The sequence below is a fragment of the Sphingomonas sp. genome, from assembly GCF_035910975.1.
In the GTDB taxonomy this organism is placed as follows: Bacteria; Pseudomonadota; Alphaproteobacteria; order Sphingomonadales; family Sphingomonadaceae; genus Sphingomonas.
Genome location: NZ_JAMHWM010000005.1, coordinates 80,042 through 98,836, shown reverse-complemented (window position 1 = coordinate 98,836; position 18,795 = coordinate 80,042). Strand labels below are relative to the sequence as shown.

Below are 18,795 nucleotides of genomic sequence, written 5' to 3'. Positions count from 1 at the left end.
ATTTGGCACAACCATAGAACCATTGAACGATAGAATCTGATATAGCGACGGTCCCCGGTCTGCCGCGACCTCGGCCGTCTATATCGATGGAAGCTATTCGCCGGGCAGCCGTTCCGTATCGATCTGCGCCTGCGCGGCCGCGGCGTAACGCGAACCCTTCAGGACGTTGGCGGGCATGTCGGCATCGACAGCGTCGATCAGGTCGCCGGGCAAGCTAATCCCGGCGGCAGCTATATTCTCTTCGAGATGGGCCGGGCTGGCGGTGCCGGGGATCGGGGCGACCGAGGCGGACCGTGCCATAACCCGCGCGAGCGCGAGCTGCGCCGGCGTTATCCCGGCGTCCCGCGCCCGAACGCCGCGCCGACCGCCAGATTGTGGGTCAACTGTGGCTGGACGAAACGCGGCATCGGCAGGCGGATGTCGCCGTTCACGAAGTCATCGTCGCGCACCGCGCCGGCCAGCAGCCCGCGCCTGCCGTCGCGCATGTCGAGCACGCACTTGCTCGCGAGCAGGAATTCGCCGCGCCGATCATTGATCTGCCCCCTTCGGAGTGGTCTGAAATCAGTAATATTTTGGATTACGAGGGAGATTATGAATTCCGGCCAAGAAGCATCGCCCGGAAGAGATTATCGGCAAGCTGCGTGAGGCGGAAATTGTGCTGGCGCAGGGCGTCACGACCGCCGAGACGTGCCGTCGGATCGCGATCAGCGAGCAGGCCTACTATCGTTGTCGCAAGGAATAAGGCGGTCTGAAGACCGACCAGGCGCGGCGGATGAAGGATCTGGAGAAAAAGAATGCGCGGCTTCGGCGTGCGATATCGGACCTAACGCTCGACAAGCTGATCCTGCAGGAGGCTGTCCGGGGAAACTTCCGAGCGCCGCGCGGCGGCGGCGCTATATCGACCACATCAGAACGATGATGTCGGTGTCCGAGCGGCGGCTGTGCCGTGTGCTCGGCCAGCACCGATCGACGCAGCGCAAGGCGCCTCGCGGGGCAGATGACGAAGCGGCTCTCACCGAGGATATCATGGCGCTGGCGCGGCAATATGGTCGCTATGGCTATCGGAGGGTGACGGCGTTGCTGCGCGATGCGGGGTGGCATGTGAACCGCAGGCGGGTTGAGCGTATCTGGCGCCGCGAGGGGCTCAAAGTGCCGCAGAGGCAGCCGAAGCGCGGGAGGCTCTGGTTGAACGACGGATCGTGCATCCGGCTTCGACCCGAGTATCCTGGCCATGTCTGGTCCTACGACTTCGTCGAAGGCCGCACCCATGACGGTCGCAAATACCGAATCCTGTCGATCATTGACGAGGCAAGCCGGGAGTGCACGGCGTTGCCCGTGGCACGCAAGCCCAAGAGCGATGATGTGCTGGCGGCGCTGGCCGAGCTGTTCGTCACGCGTGGGCCGCCGGCGCATATAAGGTCCGCAACGGCCCGTAGTTTATCGCCACGGCGGTGCAGCAATGGCTCGCCCAGATCGACGTGAAGGCGCTGTATATCACGCCGGGGAGCCCGTGGGAGAATGGCTATTGCGAGAGCTTCAGCGGGTCGCTTCGCGATGAACTGCTCAACGGCGAAATCTTCTACTCGCTCGCCGAGGTCCGGATCCTGATCGACGCTTGGTGGCGACACTATAACACCGTCCGGCCGCACAGCTCGCTCGGACCTCGACCGCCGGCCCCGGAGGGCGTTCCATCGCCAGTGTCGCCCTCCGGCTCCGCTTCACTCCACCTACGGCCAACACTGGCGAAGGAGGCGTAAATGCACCAACAATCCCCCAGGACCACTCGGTGGGGGCCGGTCAGTGGCGCTGCCGAGAAACCCGGTGAGGACCGAGACCGGAATCAACGCATCCGGCCCGGTGAACAGGTGCGCGCTGCCCTCAGCGATGAGCAATCCAGCCAGGCCATATGAACGCCGCGAAGAACGGCTCGACATGGCCGAAACCGGCCTCGCCGATCATGGCCTCATCCTCTGCGGGTGTGAACAGGCTGAGGCTCGCGGCCACCGCATGGCGGGCCTGTGCCACTTGTTCAGGCGGTGCGCCTGATGCGAGCGCGAAGGCGGCATAACGGTCCAGCCAGCGATCACGCGCACCGGCGTCCTGCGGGAACTGCTATGGACGGCGACAAAGGGCGCGCCCGGTTTCAGCCTGTCGCGAATGGCGCGCAGCGTGCGGATGCGGTCTGGACGGTCGAGAAAATGGAGCGTGAGCAGGCAAGTCGCGCCATCGAACGGTCCGGCGGGTGCGTCGTCGATCAGGCCTTCGATCAGGTCCACCCGTCGGGCGCGAATGTGCGTCTCGTCCATGCCGATATCGATGAACACCAGTTCCTGCCGCCGGTCGCTCCACATGTCGTCCCAAAGCACGGCATCGCCGCGGCGCACCAGAGCGGCATCGATATTCACTTCGGACATATCGTTGACGATCACCGCCACGCGCCGGGCCTCGCGGTTGGCGAGGATGTGATTGAGCAGCGTGGTCTTTCCTGCACCCAGAGAGCCGGAGAGCACCGTGACGGGCAAGCGCCCGCCCGGCTCTCCTGAAATAGAAAAGGCATATCCATCTCTCGCCCTTGAGAATTATAATATAACATATCATTACACAAAGAGTGTTTGTGATCAAAGGCGGATCGATCGACCCAGTTATTCCTCTGAACAGCTTACAGGCTGGCCGCACTGCCAACACTGTCCGGCCTGATCGATCCGGGCGATACGTTCCACATGGTCTCGCTCGTGCTCGCGGTAGCGTTCCTTGTCGTAGCGGTTGGTTCGCTTGCGGAAGCCGGTCGGGGTGGGCCAGGGCATCTAGCAGCTTGAGCCGGACACCCCGTTGCAACCAGAGATTGAACCGGTTGCAGGCGGTGGTCGACGGACCGTATCCGGCCGGGCAATCGCACCAACGGCAGCCGACCTTGAGCACGTGCAGAATGCCCGAGATCACGCGTCGTTCGTCCACGCTTCATCCGGCAACCAGAATAATGCCACGCCGAACCTCCCTGACCCACGACCCACGCGACTCAGAAAACCCCGTCAACCTTAGTTGGACCCTGACGGAAGGGCCCGCTCGCCCACCACATTGCCGCCAGGCAGGTAGCGGCAGACGAGATAGTCGTCGCGCGGCCCCACCGCCATTGCGCAGCCGAAGCGCGTGGTGCGCGACCAGATGATCTGGGTGTAGTGGCCGGCATGGCGATAATCGCCGGTGGTACTGAAATTCGGCGCCGGGCGGTTCACGAACACGCGCTTCTCGTCGATCCAGTGCTGTGCCATTTCTTCGTAGCGATAGGCGCCGCGCGTGCCGGTCCACAGGTTCTCGCCTTGCGGCGGTTGTCCCAGAGGCGCGTGCTCGAAGCGGTCGGTGCGCGCCATTTCCGCCGCATAGCGCCCGGCATCGGCCGCGAGCGCATCGTCCCAGGCGAGCGGCGGCTGGCGGACCTCGGCGCGGGCGGCGTCGTGCGTCCGCTGCATCGTCTGGCGCAGCAGCGTCGCGCCGCGTGGAGCCGGCCCGGCGGAGGGGCGCTCCTCCACCACGCGCTCGGGTGCGCCCGGCGCGCAGGCCGACAGGGCGAGGAGGATCAGGGCGAGGCTATGCCGGAGCGTCATCCGCCCCTAGGTGGGCGGTGATGACCGTGTCGCAACCCCTGGCGCTCTACGTCCACTGGCCGTTCTGCGTGTCGAAATGCCCTTATTGCGACTTCAACAGCCATGTTCGCGAAGAGGTGGACCAGGCGCGGTGGCGCGATGCGCTGCTCGCCGATCTCGCGCATGAGGCGGCGCTGCTGCCGGGGCGGCGGCTGGGGTCGGTGTTCTTCGGCGGCGGTACGCCGTCGCTGATGCCGCCGGAGACGGTCGCGGCGGTGCTGCGCGCGGCGGAGGATGCCTGGGGCTTCGCCGGAGACGTCGAGATCACGCTGGAGGCCAATCCGTCCTCGGTCGAGGCGGCGCGGTTCGGCGATCTGGCCGCCGCCGGGGTCAACCGCGTGTCGCTGGGCCTGCAGGCGCTGGACGACGACGCGCTGCGCTTCCTGGGCCGCGCGCATGGCGTGGGCGAGGGGCTCGCCGCGCTGGAGACGGCGCAGGCCGCGTTCGCGCGGGTAAGCTTCGACCTCATCTATGCGCGCCCGGGGCAGGGGCTGGCGGCGTGGGAAGCCGAACTCGCCCGCGCGCTGGCGTTCGGCACCGAGCATCTGTCGCTCTATCAACTGACGATCGAACCCGGCACGCGCTTCGCGACACTGGCGGCGAAGGGTGATCTGGTGATTCCCGAAGGCGACGCGGCGGCCGATTTGTTCGAGACGACGCAGGCGATGACACGCGCCGCCGGCCTGCCGCGCTACGAAGTGTCGAACCATGCGCGGCCGGGCGCGGAGAGCCGCCATAACCTGACCTATTGGCGCTACGGCGACTATGCGGGGATCGGACCCGGCGCGCACGGGCGGCGGGGCGGGCTTGCCACCGCGCGGCACCGGAAGCCGGAAAACTGGCTGGCGGCGGTCGATCGCAACCGCCACGGCAATCAGACCGAGGACGCCCTGTCGCCCGAGCAGCGCGCGTCGGAGGCGCTGGTGATGGGCCTGCGCATGGCCGAAGGCATCCGCATCGATCCCGCGCGCGTCGATCTGGACGTCGTCGATGCTCTCGTCCGCCACGGCCTGCTTGTCCGCGACGGGCTGCATGTCGCGACGACCGAGGCGGGCATCCTGCTGCTCGATTCGATCCTGCCGGCGATCGCGCGGGACTGAACCGCTACCGGCCCCCAAACCCCTGCGGTGCGGGCGATACCGTCACCGTCGTGCCGCCGCGCAGTTCCTGCACCTCCAGCGCGCGTTCGGCGATGCCGTCGCGGCCGAAGCGGAACGCGCCGTCGAGCCCGGCGAACCCGTCGCGATCGCTCAGCCGCGCCTCGGGGAAGCGATCACCTACCCGCCAGTCGCGCGCGATCCGCACCGTCAGCAGCACGGCGTCATAGCCGAGGCTCGACAGGCGGTAAGGCGCGGTGTTGAACCGGGCGCGATACTTGGTCGCATACTGGCGGTAGAGCGTGTTCGATACGCTGGCGAACCACGCGCCGTTCAGCGCCGCGTTGCCGCCGACACCGGTATCGGCGTTCCACAGCTCTGTCCCGAGCACGCGGGCGTTGGTGCCGCCGCGCCTGAGCGCGGGGACGGCGAGGCTGGCGGTGCCGGCGCTGTCGGCGATCAGCACTGCCTGGAACGGCGCGGCGCGGGTCAGACGGCCGACCGCGGCGTTGATCGCCCCGGACGAACGATCATAGGTCTGCATCGCCGTCACGCTGCCGCCCGCGCCCTCCACCGCGCGCAGGAACGCGGTCGAGGCGCGCTGGCCATAGACGCCGGCGGGAACCAGGCCGGCAAACTGGGTGATGCCGCTCGATCGGGCGTAATCGACCACCCGCTCGATCGACTGGCCGGGCGCATAGCCGAGCAGGTAGGTGCCATTGCCGGCCACCGACACGTCGTTGGAGAAGCTGAGCACCGGAACGCCCGCGCGCCGCGCGATCGGCGCGACCGCGCGCGCATCCTCCGACAGCAGCGGCCCGAGGATCAGCCGTGCGCCATCGGCGATCGCGCGTTCCGCGGCGGCGACCGCGCCGGTCGCGGTGTCATAGCTGGTGATCCTCAGCCGTTCGTTGCGGGTATCGAGCTGGGCGAGCTGGGTCGCATTGGCCAGGCTGCGCCCGACCGCGCCGTTTGTGCCGGTCAGCGGCACGAGCAAAGCGACGCGGTGGCGCTCCAGATCCTCGGGCAGTGCCGGGGTGACCGGGCGCGAGACAGGCGGCGGCGGGGCAGCAGTGGGCGGCGGCGGCGGCGGGCCGGCATCGCGCGGAACCACCGCGCAGGCGCTGAGCAATGCCGCGCCCAACAAAGCCAAGCCGTTGGTCCACGCCCGCCATTGCGGGGTGCGTGCCCCATCCGCCATAGATAATCCCCTCATGAACGCCGAACTCTCCCCAGGTCTCTACATTGTCGCGACCCCGATCGGCAATCTCGGCGACCTTTCTTCGCGCGCCGCACAGGTGCTGGCGCGCGCCGACGTGATCGCGGTGGAGGACAGCCGGGTCACCGCGAAGCTGCTGCAGCACATCGGCACCAGGCGGCCGATGACGCCGTATCACGATCACAATGCCGAATCGGTGCGGCCGGGTCTGGTCGCGCGGATGGGACGCGAGGTGGTCGCGCTCGTCTCTGACGCCGGGACGCCACTCATCTCCGATCCCGGCTACAAGCTGGTGCGCGATGCGCGGGCAGCGGGGCATCAGGTGGTGACGGTGCCGGGGCCGTGCGCGGCGGTGGCGGCGCTGACGCTGGCGGGGCTGCCGACCGACCGCTTCCTGTTCCTCGGCTTCCTGCCGTCCAAGCCCGGCGCGCGCGCGACCGCGATCGCCGAGGTGGCGGCGGTGCGCGCGACGCTGATCCTCTACGAATCGGGGCCGCGCCTCGCCGCGACGCTCGCCGCGCTGGCCGAGGGACTGGGTGACCGCGAGGCCGGCGTCGCGCGGGAAATCACCAAACGATTCGAGGAATGTGTGACCGGCACGCTCTCGTCGCTCGCCGCGCGCTATGCCGATGCGCCGCCGAAGGGCGAGATCGTCGTGATCGTCGCCCCGCCGGGCGAGGTTCCGCCCGCCAGCGAGGAGGATGCCGATAGCGCGCTGCGCGAGGCGCTGACCCGCCTGCCGGTGTCGAAGGCGGCGGGCGAGGTGGCGAAGCGGCTCGGGCTCGACCGGCGCGAACTCTATGCGCGGGCGATGGCGCTGAAGGATGCGTGACCGCCGCGCCGCCGAGGCTGCGGGCCGGCGCGGTGAGCGGATCGCCGGATGGTGGCTGCGGCTGAAGGGATGGCGGATCCTCGATCGCCGCGTGCGGACCCCGGCGGGGGAAGTCGATCTGGTCGCGCGGCGCGGGAGCCTGATCGCCTTCGTCGAGGTGAAGCTGCGCGCGACCGACGCGGATCTCGATCTGGCGATCGATCAGCGCCGCCTGGCGCGGGTCGCGGCGGCGGCAGAGTATCTGATGCCGCGCTATGCGCAGCCGGGCGACGACATCCGCGTCGACGTACTGCTGCTCGCGCGGGGACGACCGCCGCGCCACATCGAGAACGCCTGGATCGGCTATTGAAGTCAGGCGGCGCGGATACGGCGCGCGCTGGTCTTCTCGCGGTAGCAGGCGGCATCGGCCAGCGCGTAGAGCGCGTCGGGATCGACCGCGCGGGCGGCACCGATCGCGGTGCCGATGCTCGCGCCGACGCGGACGCGCGACCCCTCGACGATGTAGGGCCGCGTCAAGGCCGCGCGAAGATCGTCCGCCAGTGCCTCGATCGTGACCTGATCGGTATCGGCCATCAGCAGCGCGAATTCGTCGCCGCCCAGCCGGGCCGCGAGCGCGCCGGGCGGCGCGGCCGTCCGGAGCCTGTGACCGACCTGCTGGAGCAGCGAATCGCCGGCGGCGTGGCCGAAGCGGTCGTTGACCGGCTTGAACCCGTCTAGGTCGATCATCGCGAGCGCGGTGGAACCACCGCCGCCGGCGATAGCCGTGGTGAGCGCCGCATCGAACGCGCGACGGTTGGCGAGGCCGGTGAGCGAATCGGTGTTGGCGAGATCGTTCAGCCGCGCCCGCAGCACCAGATTCGCGCTCAGGTCCCGCAGCTCGCCGATCGCGAGGCGCGCGGTGAGCGCGGCGACCGTCCATGCGGTTACCATGATCGTGACGAGCGCATGGTTGCCGGTCGCCGCCACCGCCAGCGAGACGGGAGCAAGGCCCGTCGCCAGCGCCAGCACCGCGGCCAGCGGATAGGTCGCCAGGCTGTGGGCGGCGGCCAGAGCGGACAGGACGATCAGCACGATCGTCAAAGGTCGTTCCTCGGGGGTCGCGACGATCAGGTTGTCGACCGCCCACGCGCCGCCGATCCCGACCAACAGCGGCCCCATCCACAACAGTCGTTTCATCTCCCGCCGCGATTCGCCCGCGTCGATCGCCCGGTGGCGCTGGCGCGTCCAGTGGACATAGCGCAGGCCGCTGCCGACCGTCAGCAGGATCGGCAGCCCGTATCTTGCGATCGACGATGCGTCGTGCGGGGTCAGCAGCATCGCGCAGACGCCGACCATCGCCAGCACGACGAACAGGCTGGGCAGCCGGTCGCGCATGCGGGCGAACTGCGCGATGGCGAGATCGTCGGCGACCGGCGCCGGCATCCCGCGCGGGACCGTGATGCCGAGCAGTCGCCGAAACCTTGCCCCGCGCCAGTCCTGTGTCCGTCCGGTCATCGCATGAGCGTAGCGTGGGCGCGGTTAAGGGACCGTAATGCGCACCGGTCATTGCGGAGCGGCGAGCCTGTCCCTAGGTCAGCCACCATGACCCTGACCGTCGCCGTCCAGATGGACCCGCTCGACGCGATCAATATCGCGGGCGATTCGACCTTCGCGCTGATGCTGTCGGCGCAGGCGCGCGGGCACCGGCTGTTCCATTATGCGGCGGAGGACCTCAACTATTCTGCCGGCAAGGTCTGGGCGCGGGCGCATCCGGTGATGGTGCGGCGCGTCGACGGCGACCATTTCGCCTTTGGCGATCCCGTCCGGCTCGATCTGGGCGAAGACGCCGACGTCGTGCTGATGCGCCAGGATCCGCCGTTCGACCTTGGCTATATCACCGCGACCCACCTGCTGGAGCGGATCGCCGGCCGCACGCTGGTGGTCAACGATCCAGCGAGCGTGCGCAACGCGCCAGAGAAGGTCTGGGTGCTCGATTTCGCGCGCTTTATGCCGCCGACGCTGGTGACGCGCAGCATTGATGAGGCGCGGGCGTTCCTGGCCGAACATGGCGAGGTCGTCGTCAAGCCGCTCCACGGCAACGGCGGCAAGGCGATCTTCAAGGTGGGGGCGGACGGCGCAAACCTGTCGTCGCTGATCGAGGTGTTCAACACCGCGTACCGCGAACCGCACATGGTGCAGGCGTTCCTGCCTGGCGTCGCCAAGGGCGACAAGCGCATCGTGCTGATCGACGGCGCGGTGGCCGGCGCGGTCAATCGCCTGCCCGGCGAAGGCGAGATCCGGTCTAACCTGGCGGTCGGCGGCACCGCTGCGAAGACCGAACTGACCGCACGCGAGCGGGAAATCTGCGACGCGCTGGGGCCTGAACTGAAGCGGCGCGGGCTGATCTTCGTCGGGATCGACGTGATCGGCGGCGAGTGGCTGACAGAGATCAACGTGACATCGCCGACCGGCATCGTCGCGATCGACCGGTTCAACGGGACGGATACGGGCGCGATGATCTGGGACGCGATCGAGCAGCGCGTGGCGGCGCTGGCGGCGGGCTGAACCTCGACGCGGGGCCGCAGCTTCGTCTAAGGCGCCTGTCCCCCGCCGGAGTATAATCTTGACCGATTTCATCCTCGAACTGATCGCGCGCGGCGGCTATTGGGGCATCGCGTTCCTGATGGCGCTGGAGAATATCTTCCCGCCGATCCCGTCGGAAATCATCATGGGGCTGGGCGGCATGGCGGTCGCGCGCGGGGACATGGCGATCGTGCCACTGATCGTCGCCGGCACCCTCGGCACCACCGTCGGCAATTGGTTCTGGTACGGCATCGGCCGCTGGTTCGGATACAAAAGGTTCAGGCCGATCGTCGATCGCTTCGGCCGCTGGATGACGCTGGAATGGGAAGATGTGGAGAAGCTCCACGACATCTTCCTGAAATACGGCTCGGGCCTGGTCTTCTTCCTGCGCTTCCTGCCCACCTTCCGCACGATGGTCTCGCTGCCGGCCGGGATGGTCGGCATGAACTTCTGGAAGTTCACCCTGTGGACCTTCGCCGGCAGTGCGATCTGGAACACGATCCTGGTCTATGTCGGCATGTGGTTCGACAATAATTTCTCCCAGCTCGACCATCTGGTCGGCCCGGTGGTGATCGCGATCATCGTCGCGGTGGTACTGCTCTACGTCTACCGCCTGCTCACGTGGCGCCCGCGCCCGCGCGACTGACCCGCCGTCATGCCCGCGGGTGGGCGTGGCGATATACGTCGAGCAGATGCGCGGCATCGACCGCCGTATAGACCTGGGTCGACGAGAGGCTGGCGTGGCCCAGCAGTTCCTGCAGCGCGCGCAGGTCCGCGCCGCGCCCGAGCAGATGGGTGGCGAAGCTGTGGCGCAGCGCGTGGGGCGTGGTGCGCTCGCCGAGCCCCAGCTTGCCGCGCGCGATCCGCACCGATCGGCGGACGACTCCACCCGCGAGTGGCCCGCCCTTCGCGCCCCGGAACAACGACTGATCGCGCGCGACCCCCCACGGGCATAGCTCGGCATAGCGAGCCACCGCGTCGGCGACCTGCGGCAGTACCGGCACGATCCGCGTCTTGTCGCGCTTGCCGGTGACGCTCATCGTCTCGCGCAGGGGCAGAGCTGCGCCGGTCAGCGCCAGCGCCTCGCCGATGCGCAGGCCCGCGCCGTAGAGCAGCAGCAGCAGCGCCCAGTCGCGCGCTGCGATCCAGGGTTCGGCGGCATCCTCGGCGACTTCCTCCGCCAGCGCCACCACCTCGTCGGGGGCGATCGGCCGCGGCACGCCCTTCTTGACGCGCGGCCCCTTCAGGCGCGGGGCCTCGACGCCCGCCCAGCCGAGGAAGCCGCGCACCGCCGACAGTTCGCGCGCGGCGGAGGCGTTGGTCAGTCCCTCGGTCCGGCGGCGCGCGAGGAAGGCGCGAAGGTCGGCGGCCGTGATCGCGGCCAGTCGGTCACGATCGACCGGTCCACCCCAATGGCCCTCGAGGAAGCGGACGAGCCGCTCCGCCGTCGCCTGATAGGCCCGCACCGTGTGGACCGATCGCCGCCGATCGCGCGACAAATGCGCGGCATATCCGGCCGGAAGGGCGCTAATCACGACCCCCCTTTACGCCTTCCCTTCTCCGCAGGGGAGAAAATTACGCGGTCCCGATTACGACAAGCTGTCGGGCCATCGGGGAACTGCCACCGCACCGGGCCGAAACCGGAATACATCCCGCGTCGCCGGCCGCTCCTGGGCCGCCAGCCGGCATCGGTTGTGCGCGTTTGCGCACCGTAGCCGCGGCGTCGGCAGCGCCGCTCAACCGATGCTCTGCCCCGTCTTCGCCCAGTCGGCCAGGAAGCCCTCGATCCCCTTGTCGGTCAGCGTGTGCTTGACGAGCTGGCGGATGACGGCTGGCGGCGCCGTCATCACGTCGGCGCCCAGCTTGGCGCTCTCCAGCACGTGGATCGGGTGGCGGACGCTGGCGACCAGGATTTCCGTGCCGTAATCATAATTGTCGTAGATCAGCCGGATGTCACTGATGAGCTGCATCCCGTCGAACCCGTTGTCGTCGTGCCGCCCGACGAAGGGCGAAACGAAGGTCGCGCCGGCCTTGGCCGCCAGCAGCGCCTGGTTGGCCGAGAAGCACAGGGTCACGTTCACCATCGTGCCGTCGTCGGTCAGCGCCTTGCAGGTCTTGAGCCCGTCGATCGTCAGCGGCACCTTGACCGCGACATTGTCGGCGATCTTCCGCAGGATTTCCGCCTCGCGCATCATCCCCGCGTGATCAAGCGCGACGACCTCGGCGGAAACCGGGCCGGGCGTGATCGTGCAGATCTCGCGCACCACCTCCAGGAAATCGCGGCCCGCCTTGTGGATCAGCGACGGATTGGTGGTCACGCCATCGACCAGCCCCGATTCGGCCAGGTCGCGGATGTCGGCGGTGTCGGCGGTGTCGACGAAGAACTTCATGGGTGCGGTGCCTCCTGCTCGGGCGATCCTCTAGCCGGGTACGGGCGACCGGGACACCCCCTTATCCCGCCGTGCGTCGTACGCCTTCGGCGCGCAGCGCCGCGATCGTGGGGCAGCCGTTGACCGCCATCATCAGGTCGGCCTCCGCCAGGATCGATTTCAGGACGTGCACCGCGCCCTCCGCGCCGCCGATGGCGAGGCCGTAGAAATACGGGCGGCCGACACCCACCGCCCGCGCACCCATCGCCAGCGCCTTCACGACGTCGCTGCCCGAACGGACGCCCGAATCGAACAGCACCGGCACCTCGCCCGACGCGGCGACGACGTCGGCCAGCATGTCGATCGCGGCGATGCCGCCGTTGGCCTGCCGCCCGCCGTGGTTGGAGCAGTAGATGCCGTCGATCCCGGCATCGACGGCGCGGCGTGCGTCGTCGGGATGGCAGATGCCCTTGAGCACGATCGGCAGCCTTGTCAGCGAGCGCAGCCAGCCGATATCGTCCCACGTCAGCACCTTGCCAAACAGCGACGCCCACAGCCCGATCGCCTCGGCCGGCGCGTCCGCCGGCGACTTGCCGAGCAGCCGCTGGAAGACCGGGTCGGCGAAGTAGTTCATCAACACCGCCCCGCGCAGCTGCGGGAAGTTGGCCGTGTTCAGGTCGCGCGGGCGCCAGCCCGTCACCCAGGTATCGAGCGTGACGACGATCGCCTTGTACCCGGCGGCTTCCGCGCGGGCGACCAGGCTGGCGGCGAGATCGGGGTTCTTGGGCGTATAGAGCTGGAAGAAGCCGGGCGTGTCGCCCATGTCGCGGGCCACCGTCTCCAGCGGATCGTTCGACAGAGTGGAGGCGACTAGCGGAACCCCTGTCATCGCCGCTGCCCGCGCCGCTGCGCGATCGCCGTGTCGGTCCTGCGTGGCGAGGCCGGTCACGCCGATCGGCGCCATGAACACCGGCGTGGGCAGCTTCAGCCCGAACAGATCGATCGACAGGTCGCGCGCGGTGCAATCGACCATCATGCGCGGCACCATGCCCCAGCGGCGGAAGGCGCGGGCGTTCTCGTCCTGGGTATGCTCGTCGCCGCACCCGCCCTGGACGTAATTGAGCACGTCGGGAGAAAGCGCGGCGGCGGCCCGCGCCTCCAACGTCGCGAAATCGACCGGCCAGCGCGGCAGCACCCCGCGCGTACCGTTCAGATAGATTTCGTTCTGGTAGTCGCCGAAATGGCCCATGATCGCCTCCACGGGCCGTTTCTGCCCTCGATCCTCAGTCTGCGTCGGGGGCGGGGGCGGTTTCAAGCACCTCGATCGCGTCGGCCGTCCCGCCGAACGCCGCGGTCTCGCCAGGCGCCAGGCCGATCAGCGCGCGGGCGAGGGGTGCTGAAAAGGCGATGCGGTCGCTCGCCGCGTCGGCCTCGTCGCCGCCGGTGATGTCGATCGTGCGCCGCTTGCCGTTGAGGGTGAAGGTGACGCGCGACCCGATCGCGACCTCCTCGTTGCCGGCCGGTTCGGCGAGTTGCGCGGTCGTCCGGCGCGTCGCCCAGTATCGCTGGTCGCGCTTCAGCACCTTCAGCGCATCATCGTCGGTTTCCGCGACGATCGCCGCGTCCAGCCCGGCAAGCCTGGCGACGATCTGGCGCAGCCCGCGCGGGGTGACGATGTTCGGGCCCGGCGCGATGGGAATCTCGAACTTCGGCTCCAGATGCTCGTCGTCGCTTTCGCGACGGAAGGCCACGCTCACGTCATTCTCTCCCAATGTAAAACCCGCCGCCCGATCCGTTGCACTCCAGGATCAGGCCTGGTCGATCATAGCCGCAAGATGACGGTGGCGGCGAGGGCAATCGCCGGGGAAAAGGCGGATGGGCATCCGTCATCGCGGGCCGCGACGCGGCGCCAGTCCTTGAGGCGGCCGAATTTGATCCCGATGCGGTTGCGGCGCCTGTCGTATCTGATGGGCTCGCCACGGAATTTACGGCCGGGGATGCGGGGCGTGAAGCCCTTTTCCTCCAGCGCGTCCCGGAACCAGTCGGCGTGATCGCCCCGGTCGGCGAGCAGCCATGGAGCCTGGTACCCATGCCGCCCCTGGGACGGCCGATCAGGCGCCATATCCGCTGCGCAGACGCATCCGCCGCCGTAGAAGCGTCATCGAACGGCTTTCCTACCGGCTCAGGAATTGGCGCCGCATCGCCGCGCCACCATCGACGAGCGGATCAAATGAGTCCCCGACCCAGACTCCAAGCGATCCGCCACCATTTCGCCTGGCGGAACGACCCGTCCTCGCTCGGTTTCCGCCGCTGCGCCATGGTGTCGGCACGGTTTTGGGGTGAGGGATACGGATGGCCAGTTTTGCATCGTCGCGGGCACGGATTGAAGCAGCATCTGCCTATTTGCCGGGCGGTGTGAGCAGCAATTTCCGCCTCGGCATACGGCCGACGCCGCTCGTTATCGAACGCGGCGAAGGGCCATATCTGATCGATGCCGACGGCAACCGCCTGATCGACTATTACCTCGGCATGGGCCCGATGATCCTGGGTCACGACCCCGACGCCGTGATCGAGGCGGCCCGCCGCCAGCTTGACAAGGGCATCCTGTTCGCCGGCCAGACCGAAGCGGAGTTCGAGGCGGCACGGCTGGTGTGCGAGCTGGTGCCCTGCGCGGAGATGGTGCGGTTCGGCGGCTCCGGCACCGAAGTGATCCAGGCGGCGCTGCGGCTGGCGCGCGCGGTGACCGGACGGCGCACCGTGCTCAAGTTCGAAGGCCACTACCACGGCTGGCTCGACAATGTTCACTGGAGCGTCGCGCCGCCGGCGGATCGCTGCGGTCCTCGGGAAGCGCCGGCCAGGGTTGCCGGCAGTGCGGGGCAGGATCCGGCCGCCGGCGAGGCGATCGACGTGCTCGGCTGGAACGATGCCGATGCCCTGCGCGCGCGGCTCGAACGCGGGGATGTAGCGGCGGTCATCATGGAACCGCTGATGTGCAACACCAGCGCCATCCAGCCCGAGCCGGGCTATCTTGAGGCCGCGCGCGCGGCGTGCGACGCCACCGGCACGCTGCTGATCTTTGACGAGGTCATCACTGGCTTCCGCGTTTCGGCGGGCGGCGCGCAGGCGCGCCTCGACATCACGCCGGACCTCGCGACCTTCGGCAAGGCGATCGCCAACGGCTTTCCCGTCGCGGCACTCGCCGGGCGGGCGGACCTGATGGAACGCTTCGCCAGCGGTGGCGTGCTGCACGGCGGAACCTACAATGCGCATCCGGTGACGATGGCCGCCACCGCGGCGGTGCTGCGCGCGCTGCGCGACGGCGACGTCTATGACCGGATCGAGGCGCAGGGACGCAGGCTGATGGACGGGATCGCCGCCCTGCTGGCGGAACGTGGCGTTCCGGCACGGGTGCAGGGCGTGCCGGCGATCTTCCACGTCGCGCTTGGCATCGACACGCCGATCCGCAACTATCGCGACAGCATGGCGGTCGATCGTGAGACCTATACCCGTTTGACCGCGGCGCTGCTGGCGCGCGGCGTGCGCGCGCTCGAACGCGGCGCCTGGTTCCTGTCGTGCGAGCATGATGCAGGCGTCATCGACCAGACGCTGGCCGCCTTCGCCGACGCGCTGGATGAGGTGCTGGAGCCCGTGGCGGGATGAGCGGCGCGCGTTACCCGGCGCTCGCCGGGCGACATGTCGTGGTGACGGGCGGAGCGGACGGTATCGGTGCCGCGCTGGTCGAGGCGTTCTGCGCGCAGCAGGCCCTGGTCACCTTCCTCGACATCGACGATGCCCGCGCCGCCGCGACGGTGGAACGGGCCGCCGCGGGCGGCACGGTCCCGCACTTCGTGCACTGCGACGTGGCCGATGTACCGGCGTTGCGCAGCGCGCTCGCGGAAGCGGAGGCGCGTGACGGCGCGGTGCGCGTCCTGGTCAACAACGCCGCCAATGATGCGCGGCACGACTGGCGGGAGGTGACGCCGGAAAGCTGGGATGCCGGATTGGCCGTCAACCTGCGCCACCAGTTCTTCGCGATCCAGGCGGTTGCGGATGGCATGGCCATGGCGGGTGGCGGCAGCATCATCAACTTCAGCTCGATCTCATGGAAGCTTGGGATGGGCGGGATGCCGGCCTACACCACATCCAAATCGGGCGTGATCGGGCTGACGCGCTCGTTCGCGCGCGACCTCGGGCCGGCGAACATCCGGGTCAACGCTGTGCTGCCGGGCTGGATCATGACCCGCCGCCAGCGCGAGCTGTACCTGACGCCGGAAGGCGAGGAAAAACTGCTCGCCGACCAGTGCCTGAAGCGTGTGCTGATGCCGGCGGACGTCGCGCCGCTGGTGTTGTTCCTGGCCGACGACGCCAGCGCGGCCTGCACCGCCCAGAGCTACGTCATCGACGGAGGCTGGATTTGAACGCCGCGATCGGGGCGCGCGCCATGCGCGCCGATCCTCGTCGCTGACGGATACGGAGAGAGGGATGACCAATGTCACTGGGGCGGTCGATGGCGCGGGGCAGCCCGCGTCCGATCGCATGACCCGATCGGGCATCGCCTGGGCCGCGCTCGAATGCGGCCGGTTCCCTTATGTCTACCTGATCAGCGGCACGGTGTTCCTACCCTATTTCGCCTCGGTCGTCATCGGCGATCCGGTTAGCGGCCAGGCGAAGGTCGCGATGCTCGGGAAGATCGCGGGCATCGCCGCGGCACTCACCGCGCCGATCCTCGGCGCGTCGATCGACCGGATCGGCCCCCGCAAGCCCCTGCTTGCCGGTGGCACGATCATCATGGCTATCCTGCTGTCGATGCTGTGGTGGGCGAAACCCGGCGACACCGGCCTGCCGGTGTGGACGATCCTCGCGGTCCTGGTCGCCATCACCGTCCTCTATGCCTATACCGAGGTGCTGCACAATTCGATGCTGGTCCGGGCGTCGGAGGGTTCGGGTGTTTCCCGATTGTCGGCGGCCAGCTTCGGCCTGGGATATGTGGCCTCGCTGGTGGTGCTGGTCGGTGTCCTCTGGGCCTTTGCCCTGCCGGGGCAGCATGATTCCGCCTGGCTGCCGGCGCAGCCGCTGTTCGGACTCGATCCGGAAAAGCACGAGAACATCCGCATCGTCGGGCCGATCGCCGGCGCGCTCGTGATCCTCGCCCTGTTGCCGCTCCTGCTCTTCACCCGCGACCACGAAAGGTCCGGCATCGGTCTGTTCGCGGCGCTCAGGGGCGGCCTCGCCTATCTCGCGCAATTGCCCGCGCATCTGAGGAAGCATCCGAACGCGCGCACCTTCATCATCGCCTGCATGTTCTACCGCGACGGGGTCGTCGCGATGTCGCTGTTCATCGGCGTGGTCGCTGCAGGCGTCATGGGATGGAAGCTCACGGAGCTGCTGATCCTCGGCATCATGCTCATCATATTCTCGCTGTTCGGTTCGTGGATCGCGGTGTGGCTGGAAGAGCGGTTCGAATCCAAACGTTCGGTGCAGATCGGCCTGCTGATGGCCGTGGTCTTCCTCACCGGCCTCGTCGGGACCAGCCCGACGCAGATATTCTTCCTCGGCGGCGATGATCCCGCGCTGCTGCGCCCGCTGTGGCAGGGCGGCGTGCTGGACACCGCGCCGCAGCTCGCGTTCCTGTTCTTCGCCGCCGCCGCCGATCTCAGCGCGACGATCGTCGCCACCGGCAGCCGCGCGTTGCTGGTCAAGATCACCCCCCCGGAGGAAACAGGCGCGTTCTTCGGCCTCTATTCGCTGGTCACGACTGCGACCGCGTGGCTCGCGCCGCTGGCCATCGGCTATGCGACCGTCGCGACGGGCTCGCAGCGCTGGGGCTTTGCCCCGGTCGTGGGGTTCTTCGCGATCGGCTTCGTGCTGTTGTCGTTCGTCAGGCAGGAACGTCGCTGAACACTGTCTCCACACTCGTCGCCGGTTGGGCAGCATTGGTCCGCTGTCCTCATTGCGACGGACGGGGAACGGCAGCACGCCGAATTCTGAAGGTCAATCGATCCCGTCGAGCCGGAGATTCCCGACGTCGATGTAAACCGCGCCGGGTTTGCCGGAGGTGGGAGATTGGCCAGGCCGATCTCCCACCTCCGGCCGCGATCAGAAGCTGAACCCGACGTAGCCGACCACGGTCGCGCTGCGGCCCAGGCTGCGGGCGAAGTTCACGCCGCCGATGTTGCTGCTGGTGATGTCGGTGTCGATGTAGCTGACCCCGGCCTTGAACGGCGCCTTGGTGAATTCCGCCGTCAGCGACCAGTCGGCGTAATTGTCGTCGAGCGCGGTCGGGTTGGCGAGGCCGAGCGATCCGTTCGACACGCCGTAATGCGCCTTCAGCGACAGCGGCGAATTGGGGAAGGTGTAGGTGAGGTCGCCGTAGAGATACAGGCTGTCGTCGCTGCCGGCGGTGAAATCCAGGCCCTTCTGGCCGCCCCAGGCATAGTTTGCGCCGACCTTCGCATTGACCGGGCCGATCGTGTAGTTGACCGAGGCATAGGGCTCGAAGAAGTCGCTGTTCAGGCCCGCCGCCGCGTCGGCGTAGTAATAATAGAGCAGGCCGACGTCGAAGCCGACTCCGCTCGGCAGCGTCTTGGCATAGCCGCCGTAGAAATCGATCTCGACCGCGCCGTAGTTGGTGAGCGCGGGGGTCGATCCGTCGGCGCCGCCGTCGATCGACGAGGCGAAGGTGCCGACATAGAGGCCCGATTCGTGGTTGACGTTGACGGTGCCCTGGACCGCCGGATCCTTGTTCGTCTGGGTCAGGCCGCGAAACCTGTAGTCGCTAAGGACGGTGACGCCGCCGGTGACGGTGACGGCCGGTGCCGGATCGGTCGCGTCCTGCGCCAGCGCGGGGCTGGCGACGGCGGCGAGGGGAAGGGCAAGGAAAAGAGTCGAGAAACGCATCGTGAGACCTCCATGTTGGGTCGATGGTTTCCGCCTGCGTGTCAGGTGCTGGGCTGCTGCGTGGCGCCCCGCTTGCCGACGACATCGCCATATGTGCCGGATTGTGTTGCGGTGCACAACACAAAAGCGTCGTACCGGGGCGGGACGACGCAATCGTGTTGCGCAACCGCAACAATCA

General features: G+C 68.2%; 19 protein-coding genes and 3 pseudogenes. 9 read left to right on the top strand and 13 right to left on the bottom strand.

Annotated elements, in window-relative coordinates; translation table 11 throughout:
- Positions 1–93: 93 nt before the first annotated feature.
- Positions 94–300, bottom strand: a complete 207-nt coding sequence (locus tag VYI76_RS00540) for a hypothetical protein (RefSeq protein WP_326522813.1) — start codon at positions 298–300, stop codon at positions 94–96.
- A 29-nt stretch (positions 301–329) separates the two neighbouring features.
- On the bottom strand, positions 330–494 hold the full coding sequence (locus VYI76_RS00535; protein ID WP_326522812.1) for a hypothetical protein: 165 nt from the start codon (positions 492–494) through the stop codon (positions 330–332).
- Between the two features lie 101 nt (positions 495–595).
- Here VYI76_RS00535 and VYI76_RS00530 point away from each other — a divergent pair.
- Positions 596–1,757 (top strand): annotated as a pseudogene (locus tag VYI76_RS00530) (IS3 family transposase).
- Between the two features lie 198 nt (positions 1,758–1,955).
- Here the strand turns inward: VYI76_RS00530 and VYI76_RS16775 are convergent.
- The 3 genes and pseudogenes from VYI76_RS16775 to VYI76_RS00510 all read right to left on the bottom strand — a co-directional run bounded on the left by VYI76_RS16775 (position 1,956) and on the right by VYI76_RS00510 (position 3,602).
- Positions 1,956–2,522 (bottom strand): GTP-binding protein, encoded by a 567-nt coding sequence (locus VYI76_RS16775; RefSeq protein WP_443018881.1) that lies wholly within the window; start codon positions 2,520–2,522, stop codon positions 1,956–1,958.
- Positions 2,523–2,793: 271 nt separating this feature from the next.
- Positions 2,794–2,952: pseudogene (locus VYI76_RS00515) on the bottom strand (transposase); the annotation flags it as partial.
- 83 nt (positions 2,953–3,035) lie between these two features.
- The gene (locus tag VYI76_RS00510) at positions 3,036–3,602 is read right to left on the bottom strand and encodes a CAP domain-containing protein (RefSeq protein ID WP_326522810.1); all 567 of its coding nucleotides are present in this window, start codon (positions 3,600–3,602) and stop codon (positions 3,036–3,038) included.
- Between the two features lie 20 nt (positions 3,603–3,622).
- Between VYI76_RS00510 and hemW the strand changes: the two genes are divergently transcribed.
- Positions 3,623–4,741: a radical SAM family heme chaperone HemW gene (hemW, locus tag VYI76_RS00505; RefSeq protein WP_326522809.1), complete on the top strand. Its 1,119-nt coding sequence runs from the start codon at positions 3,623–3,625 to the stop codon at positions 4,739–4,741.
- A gap of 4 nt (positions 4,742–4,745) precedes the next feature.
- Here the strand turns inward: hemW and VYI76_RS00500 are convergent, their stop codons facing one another.
- Positions 4,746–5,939 (bottom strand): penicillin-binding protein activator, encoded by a 1,194-nt coding sequence (locus tag VYI76_RS00500; RefSeq protein WP_326522808.1) that lies wholly within the window; start codon positions 5,937–5,939, stop codon positions 4,746–4,748.
- Positions 5,940–5,952: 13 nt separating this feature from the next.
- Here VYI76_RS00500 and rsmI point away from each other — a divergent pair, with 13 nt between their 5' ends.
- Both rsmI and VYI76_RS00490 read left to right on the top strand, forming a co-directional pair.
- Positions 5,953–6,789, top strand: coding sequence for a 16S rRNA (cytidine(1402)-2'-O)-methyltransferase (rsmI, locus tag VYI76_RS00495; RefSeq protein WP_326522807.1), 837 nt, complete (start codon positions 5,953–5,955; stop codon positions 6,787–6,789).
- Complete coding sequence (locus VYI76_RS00490; RefSeq protein ID WP_326522806.1) at positions 6,782–7,138, top strand: YraN family protein; 357 nt, start codon at positions 6,782–6,784, stop codon at positions 7,136–7,138. The genes rsmI and VYI76_RS00490 overlap by 8 nt, the downstream gene beginning before the upstream one ends.
- Positions 7,139–7,140: 2 nt before the next feature.
- On the opposite strand, the gene VYI76_RS00485 is transcribed toward VYI76_RS00490, so the two are convergent.
- Positions 7,141–8,283, bottom strand: coding sequence for a diguanylate cyclase domain-containing protein (locus tag VYI76_RS00485; RefSeq protein ID WP_326522805.1), 1,143 nt, complete (start codon positions 8,281–8,283; stop codon positions 7,141–7,143).
- An 87-nt stretch (positions 8,284–8,370) separates the two neighbouring features.
- Between VYI76_RS00485 and gshB the strand changes: the two genes are divergently transcribed.
- Together gshB and VYI76_RS00475 are read left to right on the top strand one after the other, a co-directional pair.
- Positions 8,371–9,333, top strand: coding sequence for a glutathione synthase (gshB, locus tag VYI76_RS00480; protein ID WP_326522804.1), 963 nt, complete (start codon positions 8,371–8,373; stop codon positions 9,331–9,333).
- Positions 9,334–9,391: 58 nt separating this feature from the next.
- Positions 9,392–9,997 (top strand): DedA family protein, encoded by a 606-nt coding sequence (locus tag VYI76_RS00475; protein WP_326522803.1) that lies wholly within the window; start codon positions 9,392–9,394, stop codon positions 9,995–9,997.
- Between the two features lie 7 nt (positions 9,998–10,004).
- On the opposite strand, the gene VYI76_RS00470 is transcribed toward VYI76_RS00475, so the two are convergent.
- From VYI76_RS00470 to VYI76_RS00450, 5 genes and pseudogenes are all read right to left on the bottom strand, one after another.
- The gene (locus VYI76_RS00470) at positions 10,005–10,883 is read right to left on the bottom strand and encodes a tyrosine-type recombinase/integrase (RefSeq protein ID WP_326522969.1); all 879 of its coding nucleotides are present in this window, start codon (positions 10,881–10,883) and stop codon (positions 10,005–10,007) included.
- Between the two features lie 204 nt (positions 10,884–11,087).
- Entirely contained in the window at positions 11,088–11,741 is a 654-nt protein-coding gene (fsa, locus tag VYI76_RS00465) for a fructose-6-phosphate aldolase (RefSeq protein ID WP_326522802.1), read from the bottom strand.
- Positions 11,742–11,802: 61 nt separating this feature from the next.
- On the bottom strand, positions 11,803–12,969 hold the full coding sequence (locus VYI76_RS00460) for an alpha-hydroxy-acid oxidizing protein (RefSeq protein WP_326522801.1): 1,167 nt from the start codon (positions 12,967–12,969) through the stop codon (positions 11,803–11,805).
- Between the two features lie 34 nt (positions 12,970–13,003).
- On the bottom strand, positions 13,004–13,477 hold the full coding sequence (locus VYI76_RS00455) for a GreA/GreB family elongation factor (RefSeq protein WP_326522800.1): 474 nt from the start codon (positions 13,475–13,477) through the stop codon (positions 13,004–13,006).
- A 65-nt stretch (positions 13,478–13,542) separates the two neighbouring features.
- Positions 13,543–13,803: pseudogene (locus VYI76_RS00450) on the bottom strand (IS5/IS1182 family transposase); the annotation flags it as partial.
- 332 nt (positions 13,804–14,135) lie between these two features.
- Between VYI76_RS00450 and VYI76_RS00445 the strand changes: the two are divergent.
- The 3 genes from VYI76_RS00445 (at position 14,136) to VYI76_RS00435 (ending at position 17,618) form a co-directional block, all read left to right on the top strand.
- A complete protein-coding gene (locus VYI76_RS00445; protein ID WP_326522799.1) occupies positions 14,136–15,380 on the top strand; it encodes an aspartate aminotransferase family protein in 1,245 nt (414 codons plus the stop codon).
- Positions 15,377–16,138: an SDR family NAD(P)-dependent oxidoreductase gene (locus tag VYI76_RS00440; protein ID WP_326522798.1), complete on the top strand. Its 762-nt coding sequence runs from the start codon at positions 15,377–15,379 to the stop codon at positions 16,136–16,138. Before VYI76_RS00445 ends, VYI76_RS00440 begins: the two co-directional genes overlap by 4 nt.
- A 64-nt stretch (positions 16,139–16,202) precedes the next feature.
- The gene (locus tag VYI76_RS00435; protein ID WP_326522797.1) at positions 16,203–17,618 is read left to right on the top strand and encodes an MFS transporter; all 1,416 of its coding nucleotides are present in this window, start codon (positions 16,203–16,205) and stop codon (positions 17,616–17,618) included.
- A gap of 198 nt (positions 17,619–17,816) precedes the next feature.
- Here the strand turns inward: VYI76_RS00435 and VYI76_RS00430 are convergent, their stop codons facing one another.
- Positions 17,817–18,617, bottom strand: coding sequence for a TorF family putative porin (locus VYI76_RS00430; protein ID WP_326522796.1), 801 nt, complete (start codon positions 18,615–18,617; stop codon positions 17,817–17,819).
- Positions 18,618–18,795: the final 178 nt, after the last annotated feature.

Bases quoted from the DNA above. Each gene is read 5' to 3' on its own strand.
- VYI76_RS00540 (WP_326522813.1), bottom strand. From the start codon at position 300: ATGGCACGGTCCGCCTCGGTCGCCCCGATCCCCGGCACCGCCAGCCCG.
- VYI76_RS00510 (WP_326522810.1), bottom strand. From the start codon at position 3,602: ATGACGCTCCGGCATAGCCTCGCCCTGATCCTCCTCGCCCTGTCGGCC.
- hemW (WP_326522809.1), top strand. From the start codon at position 3,623: ATGACCGTGTCGCAACCCCTGGCGCTCTACGTCCACTGGCCGTTCTGC.
- VYI76_RS00500 (WP_326522808.1), bottom strand. From the start codon at position 5,939: ATGGCGGATGGGGCACGCACCCCGCAATGGCGGGCGTGGACCAACGGC.
- rsmI (WP_326522807.1), top strand. From the start codon at position 5,953: ATGAACGCCGAACTCTCCCCAGGTCTCTACATTGTCGCGACCCCGATC.
- VYI76_RS00490 (WP_326522806.1), top strand. From the start codon at position 6,782: ATGCGTGACCGCCGCGCCGCCGAGGCTGCGGGCCGGCGCGGTGAGCGG.
- VYI76_RS00485 (WP_326522805.1), bottom strand. From the start codon at position 8,283: ATGACCGGACGGACACAGGACTGGCGCGGGGCAAGGTTTCGGCGACTG.
- gshB (WP_326522804.1), top strand. From the start codon at position 8,371: ATGACCCTGACCGTCGCCGTCCAGATGGACCCGCTCGACGCGATCAAT.
- fsa (WP_326522802.1), bottom strand. From the start codon at position 11,741: ATGAAGTTCTTCGTCGACACCGCCGACACCGCCGACATCCGCGACCTG.
- VYI76_RS00460 (WP_326522801.1), bottom strand. From the start codon at position 12,969: ATGGGCCATTTCGGCGACTACCAGAACGAAATCTATCTGAACGGTACG.
- VYI76_RS00440 (WP_326522798.1), top strand. From the start codon at position 15,377: ATGAGCGGCGCGCGTTACCCGGCGCTCGCCGGGCGACATGTCGTGGTG.
- VYI76_RS00435 (WP_326522797.1), top strand. From the start codon at position 16,203: ATGACCAATGTCACTGGGGCGGTCGATGGCGCGGGGCAGCCCGCGTCC.
- VYI76_RS00430 (WP_326522796.1), bottom strand. From the start codon at position 18,617: ATGCGTTTCTCGACTCTTTTCCTTGCCCTTCCCCTCGCCGCCGTCGCC.